Below are 18811 nucleotides of genomic sequence, written 5' to 3' on the forward strand. Positions count from 1 at the left end.
CCCTTCGGGACCCCGCCCGTACGCCCCGGGCAGCGACCGCGGCCGCCGCCACCGCGCCGGGCCGGCACCCCGCGGGGCCGGCGGCCGCCTCCACCGGAACACCCGGCGCATCCACGGGAACGAGGGGACCACACGCTCATGGCAGTGCAGCTCGACGCAGCGGCGGGGAGGACCGCGCCGCGGACCGGCAAGGGCGGCGCACCGCCCGCCCGGAGCGGCCCCGGTGGCCGGCGGGCCGCCCCCTACCTCCTGCTGCTCCCGGCCCTGCTCGCCACCGCGCTCTTCCTGGGCTGGCCCCTCGTCCGCAACCTGGTGCTCTCCTTCCAGAACCTCAACATGAAGGAGCTGATCCAGCACCTCACCGACTGGCGGGGCCTGGGCAACTACCAGGACGTCCTGGGCAGTGAGCAGTTCTGGCGGGTCACCGCGCGCACCATCACCTTCACCGCCGTCAACGTCGTCCTGATCATGGTGCTGGGCACCCTGCTCGGACTACTGCTGGCCCGGCTCGGCACGAAAATGCGCCTGGTGCTGTCGATGGCGCTGGTACTGGCCTGGGCGATGCCGTCGATCGCCGCCACCACCGTCTTCCAGTGGCTCTTCGACTCCCGCTACGGCGTCGTCAACTGGCTGCTGGACCACCTCGGTTGGCACGCCATGGCCCACTACGACTGGGTCGGCACGCAACTGTCCACCTTCTTCGTCATCACCGTCCTGATCGTCTGGCAGTCGCTGCCCTTCGTGGCCCTCAACCTCTACGCGGCCACCACGACCATCTCCAAGGAGCTCTACGAAGCGGCCCGGATGGACGGCGCCGGCACCTGGAAGATCTTCACCTCCGTCACCTTCCCCTTCCTGCGCCCCTTCTTCATGGCCACGACGTTCCTCGAAGTCATCTGGGTCTTCAAGGCGTTCCCGCAGATCTTCGCGATCAACCAGGGCGGCCCCGACCGGCTCACCGAGACGCTGCCGATCTACGCCTTCACCGAGGGCGTCGGCAACCTCCACTTCGGCATGGGCGCCGCGATCTCCGTCCTGACCATCGTCGTGCTGCTCGCCCTCACCGCGTACTACCTGCGCCTGACGCTCAAGCAAGAGGAGGACGCGCTGTGAAGCGCTCACTCGTCGGCCGGATCTGGCCCAACGCGACCGCCGCCGTCCTCGCGCTGCTGTTCGTCTTCCCCGTCTACTGGATGTTCGCCACGGCCTTCAAGCCGACCCAGGACATCCTCAGCGAGGACCCGGTGTGGTTCCCGTTCCATGGCACCTTCGCCCACTTCGCGACGGCCGTGGACGCCCCGAACTTCTGGCGGCTGGCCGGCAACTCGGTCTTGGTGACTGTGCTTGCCGTCGGGCTGTCGCTGGTGATCGGGCTGTGCGGCTCGTTCGCCATCGCCCGGATGCGGTTCAAGGGCCGCAAGGGCATCCTGCTGACCTTCATGGTCGCCCAAATGGCGCCCTGGGAAGTCATGGTGATCTCGATCTACATGATCGTCCGGGACGCCGACCTGCTCAACAGCCTGCTGCCGCTCACCTTCTTCTACATGCTGATGGTGCTCCCCTTCACCCTCCTAACGCTGCGCGGCTACGTCGCCGCGGTGCCCAAGGAACTGGAGGAGTCCGCGATGGTCGACGGCTGCTCGCGCCGCCAGGCGTTCGTCAAGGTCGTCCTGCCGCTGCTGGCCCCCGGTCTGATGGCCACCTCCCTCTTCGGATTCATCACGGCCTGGAACGAGTTCCCGCTCGTGCTGGTGCTCAACAAGGAGCCCGGCGCCGGCACCCTGCCGCTGTGGCTCTCGCAGTTCCAGACCCAGTTCGGCGACGACTGGGGCGCCACCATGGCCGCCGCCTCCCTCTTCGCCGTCCCGATCCTGATCCTCTTCCTGTTCCTGCAACGCAAGGCGGTCGGCGGTCTCACCTCCGGCGCAGTGAAGGGATAGCCCATGGCCACCGTCATCCGCTCCGCCGACACCCTCACCCGGGACGCGCTCGCCGTCCTCCAGCCCGGCTTCACCGGCACCACCGCCCCCGACTGGCTCCTGCACCGCCTCGACGAGGGCCTGGTGACCGTCGCCCTCTTCGGCCGCAACGTGCACGGCCCCGAACAACTCGCCGCACTCACCGGACAGTTGCGCGGCATCCGCGAGGACCTGCTGGTCGCCATCGACGAGGAGGGCGGCGACGTCACCCGCCTCGAAGTGCGCGGCGGCTCCTCCTTCCCCGGCAACCTCGCGCTCGGCGCCGTCGACGACCCCGAACTGACCCACGCCGTCGCCCGCGAACTCGGCCGCCGACTGGCCGACTGCGGTATCAACTTCAACTGGGCCCCCTCCGCCGACGTCAACTCCAACCCCGCCAACCCCGTCATCGGGGTCCGCTCCTTCGGCGCCGCCCCCGAGCTCGTCGCCCGGCACACCGCCGCCTACGTCCAGGGACTGCAGTCCGCCGGTGTCGCCGCCTGCACCAAGCACTTCCCCGGCCACGGCGACACCGCCACCGACTCCCACCACGACCTCCCCCGCATCACCGCCGACCTGACGACGCTTCAGGAACGCGAACTGGTGCCGTTCCGCGCCGCGGTGGCCGCCGGCACCCGCGCCGTGATGAGCGCCCACATCCTGCTGCCCGCCCTGGACGCCGAACGCCCGGCCACACTCAGCCCGGCCGCCCTGCACGGCCTGCTGCGGGCCCCCGCCACCGAGGGCGGCCTCGGCTTCGACGGGCTGGTCGTCACCGACGGCATCGAGATGCGGGCCATCGCCGCGGCCTACGGCATCGAACGCGGCAGCGTACTGGCGCTCGCGGCCGGAGCCGATGCGATCTGCGTCGGCGGCGGACTGGCCGACGAGGACACGGTGCTGAGGCTGCGCGACGCCCTGGTGCGCGCCGTCCGGGAGGGCGACCTGCCGGAGGAACGGCTCGCCGACGCCGCGGCACGGGTCCGCACCCTGGCGCACTGGACCCGGGACGCGGGCGCGGGGGAGGGGGCCGCGCCCGCCCCCGGGATCGGCCTGACCGCCGCCCGCCGTGCCCTCCGCCTGACCTCAGCCACCCCGTACGAGCCGCTGACCGGCCCCGCCTACGTGGCCGCCTTCACCCCCCTCGCCAACATCGCCGTCGGGGACGAAACCCCCTGGGGCGTCGCCGCCGAACTGTCCCGGCTCCTCCCCGGAACCGAAACCGCCGCCTACACGGCCGAGGACGCCGCGGCCGGGACCCGCGCACTCGTCGACACCCTGCTCACCGCCGCCGGCGACCGCCCCGTGGTGGCCGTCGTCCGCGACCTCCACCGCCACCCGTGGATGGCCGACGCCCTGCACGCCCTGTTGACCGTCCGCCCCCACACCGCCGTCGTCGAAATGGGCGTCCCCCAGGCACCGCCCCAGGGCACCCCCCACCTCGCCACCCACGGCGCCGCCCGCGTCTGCAGCCAGGCAGCAGCCGAGGCCCTGACGGGACACAGGCCCTGACGGGCGCAGGCTCTGACGGGCGCAGGTCCTGATGGGACACAGGCCCTGACGAGCGACACCCGGACGGGGCATACGCCCTGACGAGGCACAGGTCCTGGCGAGCGGACACCCAGGCAGGGCGTACGTCCTGACCGGACACCAGCCCTGGCAAGCGGACACCCGGGCGGGCATACCCCCTGATGGGGCACACCCGCATAGGGAGTTGCCCCGCCCCACACCGCACCGACGGCCCGCCCCACACCGCACCGACGGCCCGCGCCCACAACGCACCGAGGGCCCGTGCCCGTGTCCGTCCTGTCAGGGGCCGGCACCGGCACGGGCCCTCGGGCCGTCGGTCGGTTCCGTTACAGCCCCTGCCACTCCGGCTTGGCGGCGTAGGTCGCCCGGAAGTACTCGGCCAGCTTGAGCTTGGACGCCGCAGCCTCGTCGACGACCACCGTCGCATGCGGGTGCAGTTGGAGCGCCGAGGCCGGCACCAGTGCGGCGACCGGGCCCTCGACGGCCTGTGCCACGGCGTCCGCCTTGCCCTCGCCGGTGGCGAGCAGCACCAGGTGGCGCGCCTCCAGGATGGTGCCGATGCCCTGGGTGATGACGTGGTGCGGGACCTCGTCCAGGCTGGCGAAGAAGCGGGCGTTGTCCTCCCGGGTCTGCTGGGTCAGGGTCTTGATGCGGGTACGGGAAGCCAGCGACGAGCAGGGCTCGTTGAAGCCGATGTGCCCGTCGGTGCCGATCCCGAGCAGCTGGAGATCCACCCCGCCGGCGTCGCGCAGCGCCGCGTCGTACGCCTCGCAGGCGGCCTGCACGTCCTCCGCCGTGCCGTCCGGCCCCATGAACGCGCTCTCGTCGAGCCCCAGCGGCTCCACCACCTCGCGCAGCACCACCGAGCGGTACGACTCGGGGTGCCCGGCGGGCAGGCCCACATACTCGTCGAGCTGGCAGATCCGCGCCCGCGAGGCGTCCACCTCACCGGCCCGGACCTTCGCCGCCAGTGCCTCGTAGATGGGCAACGGGGTCGAGCCGGTGGCCACGCCGAGCAGCGCCTCGGGCTTGCGGCGCACCAGGGTGGCAAGGGCCTCCGCGATGAGCTCGCCGCCTGCCGCGGCATCCGGGACGATGACAACTTCCACGCTTGGCCTGCCGTTCTGGAGAATGGGCTATGTGGTATAGACCAATCTAGCAGAGGAGGCCGGCCGTGACTCCGTGGCGTCGCTGAACGAAAGGGCACATTTTCCCGACCGCTATCCCTCGACTCGGTGACCGGCCCGAGGCGGCAGGCGGGGTGGAACGGCAGGGTGGCGCGGCCATCAGAGCAGGGCGCCGCCCGTGGCATCTATCCACTGCCCCGTCACCCACCGGCTGTCGTTCGAGGCCAAGAACCCCACGATGTCGCTGATGTCGGTGGGGTCGGCCACCCGCCCCAGCGGGGAGAGCGCCCCGGTCGCGGCGCGCGCCCCGGCGTTCTCCCCGCCACGCAGCCAGGCGGCGTTCATATCCGTGTCGACCGCGCCGGGCGCCACCGCATTGACCGTGATGCCGCGGGGGCCGAGCTCCTTCGCCAGTGAGCGGGTCAGGACGTCGATCGGCCCCTTGGACATCGCATAGCCGATCAGCTCGGACTTGGCCGCGCCGTGCGTCAGCCGCGTGGAGATATTGACGATCCGTCCGCCGTCCCGCAGCCGGGACAACCCCTCCTGGATCACGAAGAACGGTGCGGTGGCGTTGACCGCGAAGAGGCGCTCGATATCGCCGCGGGTCATCTCGCCGAAGGGGCGCAGGGCGCCGTCCAGCGTCTTGTTGATCCCGGCGTTGTTCACCAGGATGTCCAGTCCGTCGGCGTGTGCGTCGAACGCGGTCCACAGCGCCTCGGCGTCGCCCTGCTCCCCGAGTCCGGCGCGCAGGGTGAACGCCTCGCCGCCCGCCGCCTCGATCGCCGCGGCCGTCTCCTTCGCCGCCGTCTCATCGCTGGCGTAGTGCACGCCGACCCGGGCGCCGTCCCGTCCCAGTCGCTCCGAGATCGCCCGGCCGATCCCCCGGCCGCCGCCCGTCACCAGTGCCGTCCTACCGCTGAGTGCACCCATCGTGAACCCTCCCCTTCGTCTGTGCGCCCGTGCGTGTCGTCCGCACGCACGCCGGGCCTCCGGCGAGCCCTTTCTGTAGTGCTCGCTACACAAAAACCGTAGCACGCCTTTCTTATCGACCGCTATAGAATTCACTCCATGGTGGCCAAGGAGACCAAGCAGCGAGGCCGGCCCCGGTCGTTCGACCGCGACACGGCCCTGGAGAAGGCGATCCGTTCCTTCTGGGAGTACGGCTACGAATCCACGTCCATCTCCGACCTCACCCGCGAGATGGGCATCAGCGCCCCCAGCCTCTACGCCGCCTTCGGCGACAAGCGGGCCCTGTTCGACGAGGCGATCGCCGTCTACGGGCAGTTGTACGGCGGCTTCATCTCCCGCGCACTGGCGGAGGAGTCGACCGCCCGCCGCGGCGTCGAACGGGCCCTTCGCGAAGCCGCGGCCGAATACACCGCCCCGGACCGCCCGCGGGGCTGCATGGTCATCAGTGCCGCACTGAACACCGCCCCCGCCTCCGTCGAGGTCGCCGCGTCCCTGCGGGAGAAGCGGCAGTCGAACGTCCGGGAGATCGAGCGCGCGATCCGGGCGGACGTCGCCGCCGGCGAACTCCCCGCCGACACGGACGCCCATGCCCTGGCCGAGTACGTGAGCGCGCTCATCGCCGGGATGTCGCAGTCCGCGCGGGACGGTACGGACCGGGCGACGCTGGAGGCGGTCGCGGGGCTCGCGATGAACGCCTGGCCGCGCAAGGGGGAGCGGGTTTAGAGCCGGTCCGACCCTGGTCCACCGGCCGGGCCCGGGCCTGGTCGACCTCGCACCGCCCCCGAAAACACCCGCGGGCCGCGGCGCCGGGACAGGACCCTCAACCTGTCCGGCACCGCAGCCCGGAGCTGACATCGGCCGGCCCCGTACTACGGGCGGGACGTGCCCCCTGTGCGGTCGGGGACACGGTCCCGTCCTGGGACCGGTCGATCGGAGGCCCGGGCGCAGTCAGGGCAGAGAGCGCCGTGGACCTCGATCCGCCCTCCTGTGCGGGGAGGGCGGAGGTTCCAGCGGTCCGGGGTTTCCCCCGGTGTGCCGCACCGCACATTCTGGACTAGACCATTCTTCCCTGTCCATGGGCGTGCAGGCACAACACATACCGTACGCCGGTAGGCTCCCAGGTGTGCCCTCGATGAACGATCTCGTACGCCAGCACACCGCTCTGAGCGATTCCGACCTGGAGTGGTTGCACCTGTTGGTCTCGGAGTGGCAACTGCTCTCCGACCTCTCCTTCGCCGACCTCGTCCTGTGGGTCCCCACCCTCGACGGCACCCGCTACGTGTCGGTCGCCCAGATGCGGCCCAACACCGGACCGACCTCCTATCAGGACGACATGGTCGGCCACCTCGTTCCCCGGGGCCGCCGCCCGATGCTGGACTCCGCCCTGGACGAGGGCCGCATCGTGCGCGAGGGCGACCCGGAGTGGCGCGAGGAGGTGCCGGTGCGGGTCGAGTCGATCCCGGTCCGCCGGGAGGGTCGGGTGCTCGGGGTGATCGCCCGGAACACCAACCTGCTCACCGTGCGTACCCCCAGCCGGCTGGAGCTGACCTACCTCCAGAGCGCCTCCGACCTGGCCCAGATGATCGCTGCCGGAACGTTTCCCTTCCCCGGCCAGCAGGTCGACATGGACGCCTCGCCGCGCGCCGGCGACGGACTGATCCGGCTCGACGCCGACGGCGTCGTCCAGTACGCCAGCCCCAACGCGCTCTCCGCCTACCACCGCCTCGGCCTCGCCGCCGACCTGGTGGGCCACCACCTCGGCCAGGCCACCGCCGAACTGGCCCCGGCCCGCGGCCCGGTGGACGAGGCCCTGGTCAAACTGGCCAGCGGCTGGGCCCCGCGGGAATTCGAGGTCGAGGGCAACGACGGAGTGATCCAATTGCGGGCCATTCCCCTCAAGCCCAAGGGAACGCATATCGGTTCGCTGGTCCTGTTGCGCGATGTGACCGAACTGCGACGCCGCGAGCGGGAACTGATCACAAAAGACGCCACCATCCGGGAAATCCACCACCGGGTGAAGAACAATCTCCAGACCGTCGCCGCCCTGCTGCGGCTGCAGTCCCGCCGGATGGAATCCGAGCAGGGTCGCGAGGCGCTCAACGAGGCCGTACGCAGGGTCGGTTCGATCGCGATCGTGCACGAGACGCTGTCCCAGACCCTCGACGAGCGGGTGGAATTCGACGAGATCGCCGACCGGGTGCTGGCCATGGTCGCGGAGATCGCCCCGGGCAAGGTGACCGCCCGCCGCACCGGACGCTTCGGCATCCTCGACGCCGAGGTGGCCACCCCGCTGTCGATGGTGCTGACGGAGGTGCTCCAGAACGCCCTGGAACACGCCTTCGACCAGGAGCAGCACGGCACCGTCGAGGTCGCCGCGGTCCGTGGCGGCAGCCGCACCGAGCCCCGGCTCCTGGTCACCGTCCAGGACAACGGCCGCGGACTGCCCGAGGGATTCGATCCGCACCGCACCGGAAACCTGGGGCTGCAGATCGTGCGAACCCTGGCGGAAGGGGAGTTGGGTGGAACGTTCGACATGGTCCGCCGACCGGAGGGCGGCACCCAGGTGCTCCTCGACATCCCGGTGCGCGCCGAGAAGCCGCACTAGGGAAGCGGGGCCGAGGGAGGGGTGCCGGCAGGCGCACCGCCCTTTCGGCCCCGGACAGCAACAAGCCCCGGACCGTTGTCGGTCCGGGGCTCAAAGCTATAGCGATGCGATAACGACCGGGTCTCAGCTCCGGGCGGGCATCGAAGGTACTGCGCGCTGCGGCTCGGGGGCCACGGGGCGGTTGGCTCAGGCGCTGGCGTTGCGCGCCCGGTTGCGAGCTGCACGGCGCTTCATCGCGCGGCGCTCGTCCTCGCTCAGACCACCCCAGACGCCGGAGTCCTGGCCGGACTCAAGCGCCCACTGCAGGCACTGCTCCATAACGGGGCAGCGGCGGCAGACGGCCTTGGCTTCCTCGATCTGCAGCAGCGCGGGACCGGTGTTGCCGATGGGGAAGAAGAGCTCGGGGTCTTCTTCGCGGCAAACGGCGCGGTGACGCCAGTCCATGGCTGCTCCATCTCCTCGTATGACGGGAACGTTGCTTGTGAATGTGAACGCTTTCACGAATCCCTCCACAAGGGAAGGGCCGAAAGCCAGTCAAGGACTGGTGCGGTCCTGTGGAATGAGGAGGAGGATTCGGGCTCTCAAGGGGGCCGGTAAAGCGGCCGTCCCGATCGCCATGAAGAGACTCGCAAACCTCGGCGACGGATACAACCCCTTCCGGAAACTTTTTTTTGATTCCTTGGTGTCGCCTAGCTCACAGCCGTCATTCCAGGGGGTGGAGGCCAGCCTAAACGTTCGAGTGAAAGGACTTTAGGCCCTACTGCTCACACAATCACACGCAGTGCACGGCGTACGCCTGTGAACGTCACACTTGTCCGCAGTCCGAGGTGGTCACCATCCATCTGAAACGGCAGGGGAACCTGCGAATGCAAGGTGAAGTCGGTGAGGTCGTGGAGTGAGAGGGCGTGCTTGCCTCGTGGGCCACGATCCGGTGTGGAGGCGAGGAGCTGGGATCCGTAGCGGGTCACCGCCGGCACCGAGAACTTGTCCAGCGCGAAGAGGTCCAGCGCCGTGTCGAAGGACGCCTCGGGGGAGGGGTAGATCGGGCGGTTGCCCAGGTACGACCAGGGGGCGGTGTTGCAGATTATGGACATCGCGAGGTTCTCGATGACCTCCGTGGTGCCCGGCTCCTCGCCCGGCCGTTCGAACGTGATGGTGCCCCGGCGGCGGTTGGCCTCGCCCAGGAACTGCCGGACGACCTGGCGCACGTACAGGGCGTGGGTGGAGCGCTTGCCGCGCTCGCGCTGCTGCTCGACCCGGCCGACCACGCCCGCGTCGAAGCCGAAGCCGGCACAGAACGTGAACCAGCGGGCCGGCACGCCCTCGTCGGGGCTGCCCGGCGTGCCCGAGGCCAGACCCAGCCCCACCGTGCGCTCACTGCGGTCACGCAACGCGTCCAACAGGGCGCCGGTGGCCTCCACAACGTCGTTGGGTAGCCCCAGAGCGCGGGCGAAGACATTGGTGGAGCCACCGGGGACCACGGCGAGCCGGGGGTGCGAGTCCGGGTCGGGGCCGGTCGTCAGGAGACCGTTGACGACCTCGTTGACCGTGCCGTCGCCGCCGAGCGCCACCACCAGGTCGGTCTCCCCGCCCTCGGCGGCCTCCCGGGCCAGGTCGCGGGCGTGCCCGCGGTACTGCGTCTCGGCGACCTCCAGCTTGAGGTCGCTGGCCAGTGCGTGGGTGAGTACCTCACGGGTACGGACACTCGTGGTGGTTGCTGCGGGATTGACCACGAGAAGTGCGCGCATGTGCAGCAGCGTACCTACCTGCCGGTACCGCTCTCACTCCCGTCCATGCTCCGGGCCCGCCCGGCCCGGCGACGGCCCGGCGCTACCCTGCTGGGGTGACCAGTCAGCAGAAGCAGTCCTCGAAGCGAGCCGCCGGCGCCCCCGCGGTGCCCGAGCCCAAAGGACCCCGGCCCGCCCGGCTCAGCGCCGCCGCGGCGCTCACCGCCATCGAGGGCCTGGCCCTGGCCGCCCTCGGCGCGTACATGCTGATCAACGGCCTGGTCGGAACGCCGGACAGTCCGCAGCAGGCGGAGATGGGCGGGGTGACGATCCTGGCGCTGGCCGTGCTGCCGCTGGTCGCCGCGCGCGGGCTGTGGCTGCGTCGCCGGTGGAGCCGGGGGCCCTCGCTGATCACCCAGATCGTGGCGCTGCCGGTCGCCTGGACACTGGTCAAGGGCGGTGGCGCGCTGATCGCCGCCGGCGCCGCGCTGGCGGTGGCCGCGCTGGTCGTACTCGTCCTGTTGGTCAACCCGACGGCGACCACGGCGCTGGGCATCGCCCCGCGGGAAACCCCCTAGCACCGCGGTGGCCCCGTAGGGGTGGGGCGAACGGATCCCGTAGGGGACACGAGCGCCCCCTACGGGGCCACAACTGGGTGGGGTGGGGTGGTATTCCCCGGGGCTTTCTCCTCATACGAGGAGCTTGGGGGCTTTACTCCTCCACGAGGAGCTTGTCGCGCAGTTGGGCCAGGGTGCGGGCCAGGAGGCGTGAGACGTGCATCTGGGAGATGCCGACCTCTTGGGCGATCTGCGACTGGGTCATGTTGCCGAAGAACCGCAGCAGCAGGATCTTCTTCTCGCGCGGCGGCAGGTCCTCCAGTAGCGGCTTGAGGGACTCGCGGTACTCCACACCCTCCAGCGCCTCGTCCTCGGCGCCGAGGGTGTCGGCGACCGCCGGGGACTCGTCGTCGGTGTCCGGGACGTCGAGCGAGAGGGTGCTGTAGGCGTTCGCCGACTCCAGACCCTCCAGGACCTCCTCCTCGGAGATCCCCAGGTGCTCGGCCAGCTCATGGACCGTGGGCGCCCGGCCGTGCCGCTGGGAGAGCTCGGCGGTCGCGGTGGTCAGCGACAGCCTCAGCTCCTGGAGGCGGCGCGGAACCCGGACCGCCCAGCCCTTGTCACGGAAGTGCCGCTTGATCTCCCCGACGACGGTGGGGGTGGCGTACGTGGAGAACTCCACCCCGCGGTCCGGGTCGAACCGGTCCACCGACTTGATCAGACCGATCGTGGCGACCTGGGTCAGGTCGTCGAGCGGCTCACCGCGGTTGCGGAACCGCCGGGCCAGGTGCTCGACCAGCGGCAGGTGCATCCGCACGAGGGTGTTGCGCAGTTCGGCGCGCTCCGGGGAGCCGTCGGGGAGCTTGCGCAGCTCGTAGAACATCGCGCGGGCGCCGCCGCGGTCGTGTGCACCCCCCGGCGCCGGGGAACGCCGGTCCTGGGGCCGGTCGCCGGCAGCCGGCGGATCCTGCCGGTCCGCCTGCCGGCCCTGCTGCTCGCTCTGGTCCATGTGGTCCGCCCGCTCTGCCTGCTCCGCCGCGCCCAACCGGCCGCCGTGGTCGTCCGCTCCCACCGGGTGCGGCTGCGCATGCTGCCCGGGGATGACCGCGCCCGCCGCCATCCTCGCGCCGCGTTCGAGATCTTTCACGGGGCCCCCTGTTCGGTCATGACGGTCCGGGACCGGCGCCGCGCTCCTTGTACAGACTGATGGTGACCGTGCGGTCTTCGGCGACGGTGGAGTCGACCTTGCCGGCCAGTGCGGAGAGCACCGTCCAGGCGAAGGTGTCGCGCTCGGGAGCGCGGCCGTCGGTCGTCGGGGCCGACACCGTCACCTGCAGTGCGTCGTCGATGAGCCGGAAGACACAGCTGAGCACGCTGCCGGGGACGGCCTGTTGCAGCAGGATTGCGCAGGCTTCGTCGACCGCGATGCGCAGATCCTCGATCTCGTCGAGGGTGAAGTCCAAGCGGGCTGCGAGACCGGCCGTGGCCGTACGCAGCACGGACAGGTAGGCACCCGCAGCGGGCAGACGGACTTCCACGAAGTCCTGAGTCCCGGGCTCGCCTGCGATCTGGGACACCCTCACCTCCAAGGTGACACAAGCTGGTAGAGCTGGAATGCGTGATGAAGCTCTTGCGGTTCGCGTTCTTCGCGTACTTCGGGGGATCCGTGCCGGGTGGCTCTCTCGCGAGGTGCAAGGAGAACGATCCGGCGTGGGTCGTGGTTCGGCTGTGACGCTATCGCGATCGGCGGGCCGGTGTCGCCCGGAAGGAGCAGGGCAGCCGTCCGGACGGTGCCGGCCGGCTCGGCGGCGGCGCGTCTGTTACTGAGTGTAAAACCTCGGGTACGGACGGTGGTAGGGGTGGGAACCGTCAAATCGAGCCCGATTACGCTCCGTTGGCAGGCGCGGTGTCCGCGAGCGCGTGCAGCGCATCTCCAGTGAGCCGGAAGACCGTCCATTCGTCCATGGGGCGGGCGCCGATGGACCGGTAAAAACCGATGGACGGTTCGTTCCAGTCCAGGACCGACCACTCGAAACGCTGGTAGCCGCGGGCCACGCAGATCTGCGCGAGGGCCGCCAGCAGCGCCTTGCCGTGGCCGCCGCCGCGCGCCTCGGGGCGGACGTACAGGTCCTCCAGATAGACACCGTGCGTGCCCGTCCACGTCGAGAAGTTCCGGAACCACAGGGCGAAGCCGACCGGCTCGCCGGCGTCCTCCGCGATCAGTGCGAACGCGGCCGGCTGCGGACCGAACAGCGCCTCCTTCAGCTGCGGCTCGGTGGCCTGTGCGGCCTCCGGGACGCGTTCGTAGGCGGCCAGTTCGCCGATCATGGTGAGGATGACGGGGACGTCGTCGGGTGTCGCTTCGCGGATCATGCCGTAAGGCTAAACCGGCGCCCCGGCGCGCCCCGCGGGGGTGTCCGGCCACCCTGCCGACCGCCTCAGACCAGCACCTCGTCGACGAAGCACCACCGCCACGAGGCGCCCGGCTCGAACGACCGCATCACCGGGTGACCGGTCTCCTTGAAGTGCCCGGTGGCGTGCTGGTACGGCGAGGAGTCGCAGCAGCCGACGTGCCCGCACGCCAGGCAGAGTCGCAACTGCACCGGGTGGCTGCCGACGGCCAGGCACTCCAGGCAGGTCGCGCTCAACGGCGTCGGTTCGGCGCGCGGGAGTTCGGGAACGTGCGTGCACTCGCTCATGATGGCCAGGTTAGATCGCCGGGACGGCCGGCGGGGGAGTGTGGGGACGGTGCGGGCGTGGATGTGATGCCGCTGTTGCTGCTGGTCGCGGGGAGTGCGGGGGTCGCCGGGTTGGCGCGGCGGACTCCGGTGCCGGCACCGCTGCTGCTGGTCGCCGTGGGCCTCGGCGCCGCCTACATCCCGGGCATTCCGGACTACACTCTCAATCCGCACATCGTGCTGCCCCTGCTGCTGCCCCCGCTGCTGCACACCGCCGCCCTGGACAGCTCCTACCTGGACCTGCGGGCCAACCTGCGGCCGGTGGCACTGCTCTCGGTCGGCTACGTGCTGTTCGCGACGCTGGCCGTCGGGTACGTGGCGTACCTGGTCATCCCGGACCTGCCGCTGACCGTCGCGCTCGTGCTGGGCGCCGTCGTCGCCCCGCCGGACGCCGTCGCGGCCACCGCGATCGCCCGCAGTCTGGGCCTGCCGCACCGGATCACGACGATCCTCCAAGGCGAATCGCTGGTCAACGACGCCACCGCGATCACCGCGTACAAGGTGGCGCTGGGCGCCGCCGTGGGAGTCAGCGCCACCTGGGGCCAGGGCCTCAAGGAGTTCGCCGTGGCGTCCCTGGGCGGCATCGGGATCGGCGTCGTGCTGATGGTGCCGTTGCACTGGCTCCGTTGCCGGCTGCGGGAATCGGCGCTCCTGGAGAACACCCTCTCGCTGCTCATCCCGTTCACCGCGTACGCCGCCGCCGAACAGGTCGGGGCCTCCGGGGTGCTGGCCGTCGTGGTCGTCGGCCTCTACCTGGGGCACCGCTCCTGGCAGGTCGACTTCGAGACCCGGCTCCAGGAGGAGGCGGTCTGGAAGATGGTCTCCTTCGTGCTGGAGTCCGCGGTCTTCGCGCTGATCGGGCTCCAGCTGCCGGTGGTGCTGCGCGGCCTGGGCGAGTTCAGTACGGCGGGGGCCCTCGGGTACGCGGCGGTGGTGTTCGGCGTCGTGGTGCTGGCGCGCTTCCTGTGGGTCTTCCCCGCGACGTACCTGCCGCGGCTGCTGTCGGCCCGGATCCGGACCCGCGAACCGGACACGACCTGGAGTGCGCCGGTCATCGTCGGCTGGGCCGGGATGCGCGGGGTGGTTTCGCTGGCCATCGCCTTCTCCATCCCCCCGGAACTGCCCGGCGGCGGCCCCTTCCCGGCCCGCAACCTCGTGCTCTTTCTGACCTTCACCACCGTCATCGGCACGCTGGTCGTCCAGGGGCTGACGCTGCCGCCGCTGATCCGGGCGCTGCGGCTGCCCGGCCGGGACGCCCAGGCCGAGACGCTGGCCGAGGCACAGGCCCAGAACGAGGCGTCCCGGGCCGCCGAGGCCCGGCTCGACACCCTCCTCCAGGACGAGCACAACGCCCTGCCCGGGCCGCTCGCCGACCGGCTGCGCACGGTCCTGGAGCGGCGCCGCAACGCGGTGTGGGAGCGGCTGGGCGCGGTGAACGAGGTGACCGGGGAGTCCGCCGACGACACCTACCGACGGCTGGCCCGGGAGATGATCGACGCCGAGCGGCGGGTTTTCGTGGAGCTGCGGGACGCGCGCCGGATCGACGACGAGATGATGCGGACGCTGCTGCGGCGACTGGACCTGGAGGAGGCGGCGGCCTACCGGGAGGCCGCGTCCTAGCGACCCCCGGCCCGTAGGGCGGGCCTACCCGGCGTCGGTGCCGGCCTCGGTGCCGGTGATGACGGCGGCGACGGTGCTGCCGGGCGGGAAGGCGCCCCGCTCGGCCAGGGCGGTCAGGGCGAACAGCAGCTTGGCGACGTAGACCCGCTCGACGGGCAGGCCGTGCCGCTCCTCGAAGGCGTCGGCGAACGCGTCCAGTTCGGGGGTGCGGCGGGCGTAGCCACCGAAGTGGAAGTCCTCCGCCAACGACCAGTCGCCGCGGACGCCGCCGAAGGCCGCGCGCTGGAGGCCCGCGACCGTACCGTTGAGGAAGTGCGGGCTGCCGCCCTTGAGGACCGGGACGCCCAGCGCGCGCTGGCCGGGGCCCAGGCCCGCGGCGAGCCCGGCCAGGGTGCCGCCGGTGCCGCAGGCCACCGCGACCGTGTCGGCCCGCCCGCGCAGCTCCCGGCCCAGCTCCGCGCAGCCCTGCGCGGCGAGGGAGTTGCTGCCGCCCTCCGGTATGACGCGGAAGGCGCCGAACCGGTCGTGGAGGGCGGCGAGGACCTCCGGGTCGGACGTGCGGCGGTAGGTGGCCCGGTCGACGAAGTGCAGCGTCATCCCGTCGGCGGCACAACGGGCCAGGGACCAGTTGAGCGGGGCGCCGGCCAACTCGTCGCCGCGGACCACGCCGATGGTGCGGAAGCCGAGCAGCCGGCCGGCGGCGGCCGTGGCCCGCAGGTGGTTGGAGTATGCGCCGCCGAAGGTGAGCAGCGCGCGGTCGCCCGCTTCGGCCGCGGCCCGCAGATTGGGGGCCAGCTTGCGCCACTTGTTGCCCGGGAGGGCGGGGTGGATGAGGTCGTCCCGTTTCAGGACGAGGCGGACGCCGCGGCGGGCGAACCGCTCGTCGTCGACGGACCGGAGGGGAGAGGGGAGGCGGGGGCGGAGCGCCTGGGGGCCGGGGCTGTTCATGGGGAGCGGAGAGAGGGGGAGGAGGGGAAGGGACGGGGGTGCGGTGAGGGGGTGGTCGTCAGTCGTGGAGGAAGCCGTCGCCGTGGGCGCTGATGTGGGCTTCGAGGGCGGTGAGCGCGCTCTGGGTGGCCTCGGGGGCGCCGCTGCCGCGACGCTCGGCGTAGTAGGCGGCGCCGAGCTTCCTCAGAAGGTCGTTCCCGGCTCGCTGTTGCTGCAACTCGTCGACCTTCTGCTTGCCTTGGGCCAGTCCCTGCTTGGCCTGCTCCTTGGCGCGGTCGAGAAACCCTGACATTGCTGCCTCCCTGGCGGGTGGGTCGGTGGACCCGATCGGTGTCGGTTGCGTAAGGGATCAACGGCGGGGACGGCCGTGGGGTTCCCGTGCCAGGCTGGGGGATGTGGGCGAGGAACGCGAGGTGGGTGGGCCGGTTGGCGCATCCGGGGCGGACGCCGACCGGGCCGTCCGTGGGACGTACCAGGAGCGGGCGTCGCGGTTGCCGGGGGCGGTGCTGTGGGCCACCACCACGGTGCCGGGGGCGGGACCGGTGCTGCCCGACGGCTGCACCGACCTGATCTGGAGCGCGGGACGGCTCCTGGTGGCCGGGCCGGACACCGGACCGCAGGCGCCGGACGCCGCGGTGCCGGCCGGGACGCGCTGGGCGGGGCTGCGGTTCGCACCGGGGCAGGGGCCGGCGGTCTTCGGGGTGCCGGCACACGAACTGCGCGACCGGCGGGTGCCGTTGGAGGACCTGTGGGGCGCCCGGCGGGCCCGGGAACTGGCGGAGCGGGCGGCGGCCGGCGGCCCGGGGGCAGTACTGGAGGAGGCCGCGCGGGACCGGCTGCGGGCCGCCGACCGGTGGGCCGGCCCGTCCGGCGCGCCGGACGGCGAGGTGCCCGGGCGGGACGGCCGGACCGCGGCGATCGTCTCCGGGCTCGGGCGCGGCCGGCCGGTGGCGGAGGTGGCCCACCTGGTGGGGATGGGCGAGCGGCAGCTGCACCGGCACAGCCTGGCGGCGTTCGGGTACGGGCCGAAGACGTTGGGCCGGGTGCTGCGGCTGGTGCGGGCGTTGGACCTGGCCCGTGCCGGCGTCCCGTACGCGGAGGTCGCGGCGCGGGCCGGCTACGCGGACCAGGCCCATCTGGCGCGCGAGGTGAAGTCACTCGCAGGGGCTCCGATGGGGGCGCTGCTGCGCGCGGGATAGCGTGTCCGCTATGGACTACCAGGCCGTTCTTGAGGAGGTGGCGGCCTATGCGAGGCCGTTCGTGGGGCGCGGGCACGTCGCCGACTACATTCCGGCGTTGGCGCGGGTGTCCCCGGACCGCTTCGGGATCGCCGTCGCGGACATCAACGGCGAGGTGTACGGGACCGGCGACTGGGAGGTCCCGTTCTCCATACAGTCGATCTCCAAGGCGTTCTCGCTGGCGCTGGTGATGGCCGGGTCCCACGGGGACGACGACATCTGGCAGCGGGTCGGGCGGGAGCCCTCGGGGACGCCGTTCAACTCCCTGGTGCAGTTGGAGTGGGAGCACGGCATTCCGCGGAATCCCTTCATCAACGCCGGGGCGCTGGTAGTGACGGACCGGCTGTTGACGATGACCGGTGATGCAAGCACCTCGATGCTGGAGTTCCTCCAGGACGAGAGCGGGAATCCGGAGCTGGCGTTCGACCAGGCGGTGGCCGGTTCGGAGGCCGACCACGGGGACCGGAACGCGGCGCTGGCGCACTTCATGGCCTCGTTCGGGAATCTGGAGAATCCCGTGCCGAGCGTGATCGAGCACTACTTCTGGCAGTGCTCGATCGAGATGTCGTGCCGGGACCTGGCGGTGGCCGGCGGGTTCCTGGCCCGGCACGGGCTGCGCGCCGACGGAAGCCGACTGCTGGAGGCGCGCGAGGCCAAGCGGATCAACGCGGTGATGCTGACCTGCGGGACGTATGACGCGGCGGGGGAGTTCGCGTACCGGGTGGGCCTGCCGGCGAAGAGCGGTGTGGGCGGCGGCATCGTGGCCGTCGTGCCGGGGCGGTGCACGCTGTGCGTGTGGAGCCCGGGGCTGGACGCGCGGGGGAACTCCGTGGCGGGCATGGCGGCGCTGGACCAGTTCACGACGCTCACCGGGTGGTCGATCTTTTAGGGCCGGTCCGACCCTGATCCACCGGACGGGGCCAGGCCGGGTGGGTTGGCGTTGTGGGGTCGGGAGCGGCGGCGCATGGTGGGCGGTAGGAGGTGCACCTGCCATGGAGCATGAGATGCGCGCGGAGTATGCGGAGGGCGTGCTGCCGCACGAGGACACGCCGGTCAAGAAGTGGCACATGACCCGGGTGGGCGCGACCACCGCGATGTGCGGCCAGCCGCTGGCACCGGCCGCCGCCACCCAATCGGCCGGTACGTGGGGGACGGACGCGGCACAGCCGTTCTGCCGCACCTGCGGCGTGATGTACCTGGAGGAGCATCCGCAGGACATCGAATGAAGCGAAGGAATCGAAGGAACAGCAGGAACAGCAGGAATCGGATGAGGTGGCGGGCGTCGGGGGACGACCGGGCCGGCGCCGGCCCGGTCGTCCCCCGCGCGGACCGGTCGCACGGCCTGATCCGGCCGGTCCGTCTGGTCCGGCCGGATCAGACGGACCGCTAGGACAGCGGGGCGAAGAGGTCCACGCCGTGGCCGTCGGGGTCCTGGACGACGGCGTAGCGCTGACCCCAGACGGCGTCCCAGGGGGCCTTTTCACCGGCGTAACCGGCGGCGGTGAGGTCCGCGTACACCGCATCGACATGGGCGGCGTCCGCACAGGCGAAGGCCAGGCCGGTGGGGGTGCCGGCCGGGGGCGGCGTCCAGTCGGGGGTGAGGGAGCGGGCGACCTCGTGGGTGTCCCACATCAGGCGGAGGCCGCCGGGAAGCTGCGCCTCGGCGTGCGGGGCGGTGTCGGAACCGTCGGGGACGGTGAGGCCCAGGCGGCGGTAGAACGCCAGGGAGGCGGCCATGTCGGCCACGACCAGGCCGATCGCGTCGAGGCGGGGTACGGGTGAGGTGCTCAT

21 protein-coding genes are annotated in these 18811 nt (G+C 71.6%); 10 read left to right on the forward strand and 11 right to left on the reverse strand.

What is annotated here, in order from left to right; genetic code table 11:
- Positions 1-138: 138 nt before the first annotated feature.
- Genes ACO0M4_RS02135 through ACO0M4_RS02145 form a run of 3 tightly spaced genes read left to right on the forward strand, consistent with a single transcriptional unit; the run spans position 139 to position 3470 of the window.
- Positions 139-1113: a carbohydrate ABC transporter permease gene (locus ACO0M4_RS02135; RefSeq protein ID WP_430367794.1), complete on the forward strand. Its 975-nt coding sequence runs from the start codon at positions 139-141 to the stop codon at positions 1111-1113.
- On the forward strand, positions 1110-1940 hold the full coding sequence (locus tag ACO0M4_RS02140; protein WP_390014564.1) for a carbohydrate ABC transporter permease: 831 nt from the start codon (positions 1110-1112) through the stop codon (positions 1938-1940). Before ACO0M4_RS02135 ends, ACO0M4_RS02140 begins: the two co-directional genes overlap by 4 nt.
- Positions 1941-1943: 3 nt before the next feature.
- Complete coding sequence (locus ACO0M4_RS02145) at positions 1944-3470, forward strand: glycoside hydrolase family 3 protein (RefSeq protein WP_430367795.1); 1527 nt, start codon at positions 1944-1946, stop codon at positions 3468-3470.
- Between the two features lie 344 nt (positions 3471-3814).
- On the opposite strand, the gene nagB is transcribed toward ACO0M4_RS02145, so the two are convergent.
- On the reverse strand, positions 3815-4597 hold the full coding sequence (gene nagB, locus ACO0M4_RS02150) for a glucosamine-6-phosphate deaminase (RefSeq protein WP_430367796.1): 783 nt from the start codon (positions 4595-4597) through the stop codon (positions 3815-3817).
- A 177-nt stretch (positions 4598-4774) separates the two neighbouring features.
- Positions 4775-5548: an SDR family oxidoreductase gene (locus ACO0M4_RS02155; RefSeq protein WP_430367797.1), complete on the reverse strand. Its 774-nt coding sequence runs from the start codon at positions 5546-5548 to the stop codon at positions 4775-4777.
- 138 nt (positions 5549-5686) lie between these two features.
- Between ACO0M4_RS02155 and ACO0M4_RS02160 the strand changes: the two genes are divergently transcribed.
- Together ACO0M4_RS02160 and ACO0M4_RS02165 are read left to right on the forward strand one after the other, a co-directional pair.
- Positions 5687-6310, forward strand: coding sequence for a TetR/AcrR family transcriptional regulator (locus ACO0M4_RS02160; protein WP_430367798.1), 624 nt, complete (start codon positions 5687-5689; stop codon positions 6308-6310).
- 409 nt (positions 6311-6719) lie between these two features.
- Positions 6720-8192 (forward strand): sensor histidine kinase, encoded by a 1473-nt coding sequence (locus ACO0M4_RS02165; protein WP_430367799.1) that lies wholly within the window; start codon positions 6720-6722, stop codon positions 8190-8192.
- A gap of 186 nt (positions 8193-8378) precedes the next feature.
- Here the strand turns inward: ACO0M4_RS02165 and ACO0M4_RS02170 are convergent, their stop codons facing one another.
- Both ACO0M4_RS02170 and ACO0M4_RS02175 read right to left on the reverse strand, forming a co-directional pair.
- Positions 8379-8636, reverse strand: coding sequence for a WhiB family transcriptional regulator (locus ACO0M4_RS02170; RefSeq protein WP_003983230.1), 258 nt, complete (start codon positions 8634-8636; stop codon positions 8379-8381).
- 320 nt (positions 8637-8956) lie between these two features.
- On the reverse strand, positions 8957-9940 hold the full coding sequence (locus ACO0M4_RS02175; RefSeq protein WP_430367800.1) for a diacylglycerol/lipid kinase family protein: 984 nt from the start codon (positions 9938-9940) through the stop codon (positions 8957-8959).
- A gap of 95 nt (positions 9941-10035) precedes the next feature.
- Between ACO0M4_RS02175 and ACO0M4_RS02180 the strand changes: the two genes are divergently transcribed.
- Positions 10036-10497: a hypothetical protein gene (locus ACO0M4_RS02180; protein WP_430367801.1), complete on the forward strand. Its 462-nt coding sequence runs from the start codon at positions 10036-10038 to the stop codon at positions 10495-10497.
- A 133-nt stretch (positions 10498-10630) separates the two neighbouring features.
- Here ACO0M4_RS02180 and ACO0M4_RS02185 read toward each other — a convergent pair whose 3' ends face one another.
- The 4 genes from ACO0M4_RS02185 to ACO0M4_RS02200 form a co-directional block, all read right to left on the reverse strand.
- Entirely contained in the window at positions 10631-11596 is a 966-nt protein-coding gene (locus tag ACO0M4_RS02185; protein WP_430371194.1) for an RNA polymerase sigma factor SigF, read from the reverse strand.
- A 43-nt stretch (positions 11597-11639) separates the two neighbouring features.
- Positions 11640-12053, reverse strand: coding sequence for an anti-sigma factor (locus ACO0M4_RS02190; RefSeq protein WP_003985353.1), 414 nt, complete (start codon positions 12051-12053; stop codon positions 11640-11642).
- Between the two features lie 307 nt (positions 12054-12360).
- Positions 12361-12849: an N-acetyltransferase family protein gene (locus tag ACO0M4_RS02195; protein ID WP_430367802.1), complete on the reverse strand. Its 489-nt coding sequence runs from the start codon at positions 12847-12849 to the stop codon at positions 12361-12363.
- A 65-nt stretch (positions 12850-12914) separates the two neighbouring features.
- Complete coding sequence (locus ACO0M4_RS02200) at positions 12915-13175, reverse strand: UBP-type zinc finger domain-containing protein (RefSeq protein WP_390014589.1); 261 nt, start codon at positions 13173-13175, stop codon at positions 12915-12917.
- Positions 13176-13241: 66 nt separating this feature from the next.
- Between ACO0M4_RS02200 and ACO0M4_RS02205 the strand changes: the two genes are divergently transcribed.
- Complete coding sequence (locus ACO0M4_RS02205) at positions 13242-14834, forward strand: Na+/H+ antiporter (protein ID WP_430371196.1); 1593 nt, start codon at positions 13242-13244, stop codon at positions 14832-14834.
- A gap of 24 nt (positions 14835-14858) precedes the next feature.
- Here ACO0M4_RS02205 and ACO0M4_RS02210 read toward each other — a convergent pair whose 3' ends face one another.
- Together ACO0M4_RS02210 and ACO0M4_RS02215 are read right to left on the reverse strand one after the other, a co-directional pair.
- Positions 14859-15782 (reverse strand): 1-aminocyclopropane-1-carboxylate deaminase/D-cysteine desulfhydrase, encoded by a 924-nt coding sequence (locus ACO0M4_RS02210; RefSeq protein WP_430367803.1) that lies wholly within the window; start codon positions 15780-15782, stop codon positions 14859-14861.
- Positions 15783-15840: 58 nt separating this feature from the next.
- The gene (locus ACO0M4_RS02215; RefSeq protein ID WP_430367804.1) at positions 15841-16074 is read right to left on the reverse strand and encodes a hypothetical protein; all 234 of its coding nucleotides are present in this window, start codon (positions 16072-16074) and stop codon (positions 15841-15843) included.
- Positions 16075-16177: 103 nt separating this feature from the next.
- Between ACO0M4_RS02215 and ACO0M4_RS02220 the strand changes: the two genes are divergently transcribed.
- From ACO0M4_RS02220 to ACO0M4_RS02230, 3 genes are all read left to right on the forward strand, one after another.
- Entirely contained in the window at positions 16178-16981 is an 804-nt protein-coding gene (locus ACO0M4_RS02220) for a helix-turn-helix domain-containing protein (protein ID WP_430367805.1), read from the forward strand.
- Positions 16982-16991: 10 nt separating this feature from the next.
- A complete protein-coding gene (locus ACO0M4_RS02225) occupies positions 16992-17909 on the forward strand; it encodes a glutaminase (RefSeq protein ID WP_430367806.1) in 918 nt (305 codons plus the stop codon).
- Positions 17910-18012: 103 nt separating this feature from the next.
- Entirely contained in the window at positions 18013-18246 is a 234-nt protein-coding gene (locus ACO0M4_RS02230) for a hypothetical protein (RefSeq protein ID WP_430367807.1), read from the forward strand.
- Positions 18247-18406: 160 nt separating this feature from the next.
- On the opposite strand, the gene ACO0M4_RS02235 is transcribed toward ACO0M4_RS02230, so the two are convergent.
- Complete coding sequence (locus tag ACO0M4_RS02235) at positions 18407-18811, reverse strand: VOC family protein (RefSeq protein WP_430367808.1); 405 nt, start codon at positions 18809-18811, stop codon at positions 18407-18409.

It is taken from the genome of Streptomyces sp. RGM 3693 (assembly GCF_050471125.1).
Lineage (GTDB): Bacteria > Actinomycetota > Actinomycetes > Streptomycetales > Streptomycetaceae > Streptomyces.

What these genes read in the sequence shown, in the direction of transcription:
- ACO0M4_RS02210 (WP_430367803.1), bottom strand. Translation starts at nt 15,782, where the DNA reads ATGAACAGCCCCGGCCCCCAGGCGCTCCGCCCCCGCCTCCCCTCTCCC.
- ACO0M4_RS02225 (WP_430367806.1), top strand. Translation starts at nt 16,992, where the DNA reads ATGGACTACCAGGCCGTTCTTGAGGAGGTGGCGGCCTATGCGAGGCCG.
- ACO0M4_RS02185 (WP_430371194.1), bottom strand. Translation starts at nt 11,596, where the DNA reads ATGGCGGCGGGCGCGGTCATCCCCGGGCAGCATGCGCAGCCGCACCCG.
- ACO0M4_RS02175 (WP_430367800.1), bottom strand. Translation starts at nt 9,940, where the DNA reads ATGCGCGCACTTCTCGTGGTCAATCCCGCAGCAACCACCACGAGTGTC.
- ACO0M4_RS02155 (WP_430367797.1), bottom strand. Translation starts at nt 5,548, where the DNA reads ATGGGTGCACTCAGCGGTAGGACGGCACTGGTGACGGGCGGCGGCCGG.
- ACO0M4_RS02165 (WP_430367799.1), top strand. Translation starts at nt 6,720, where the DNA reads ATGAACGATCTCGTACGCCAGCACACCGCTCTGAGCGATTCCGACCTG.
- ACO0M4_RS02205 (WP_430371196.1), top strand. Translation starts at nt 13,242, where the DNA reads ATGCCGCTGTTGCTGCTGGTCGCGGGGAGTGCGGGGGTCGCCGGGTTG.
- ACO0M4_RS02200 (WP_390014589.1), bottom strand. Translation starts at nt 13,175, where the DNA reads ATGAGCGAGTGCACGCACGTTCCCGAACTCCCGCGCGCCGAACCGACG.
- ACO0M4_RS02215 (WP_430367804.1), bottom strand. Translation starts at nt 16,074, where the DNA reads ATGTCAGGGTTTCTCGACCGCGCCAAGGAGCAGGCCAAGCAGGGACTG.
- ACO0M4_RS02235 (WP_430367808.1), bottom strand. Translation starts at nt 18,811, where the DNA reads ATGAGCACCTCACCCGTACCCCGCCTCGACGCGATCGGCCTGGTCGTG.
- ACO0M4_RS02195 (WP_430367802.1), bottom strand. Translation starts at nt 12,849, where the DNA reads ATGATCCGCGAAGCGACACCCGACGACGTCCCCGTCATCCTCACCATG.
- ACO0M4_RS02160 (WP_430367798.1), top strand. Translation starts at nt 5,687, where the DNA reads ATGGTGGCCAAGGAGACCAAGCAGCGAGGCCGGCCCCGGTCGTTCGAC.
- ACO0M4_RS02135 (WP_430367794.1), top strand. Translation starts at nt 139, where the DNA reads ATGGCAGTGCAGCTCGACGCAGCGGCGGGGAGGACCGCGCCGCGGACC.
- ACO0M4_RS02145 (WP_430367795.1), top strand. Translation starts at nt 1,944, where the DNA reads ATGGCCACCGTCATCCGCTCCGCCGACACCCTCACCCGGGACGCGCTC.
- ACO0M4_RS02170 (WP_003983230.1), bottom strand. Translation starts at nt 8,636, where the DNA reads ATGGACTGGCGTCACCGCGCCGTTTGCCGCGAAGAAGACCCCGAGCTC.
- ACO0M4_RS02230 (WP_430367807.1), top strand. Translation starts at nt 18,013, where the DNA reads ATGGAGCATGAGATGCGCGCGGAGTATGCGGAGGGCGTGCTGCCGCAC.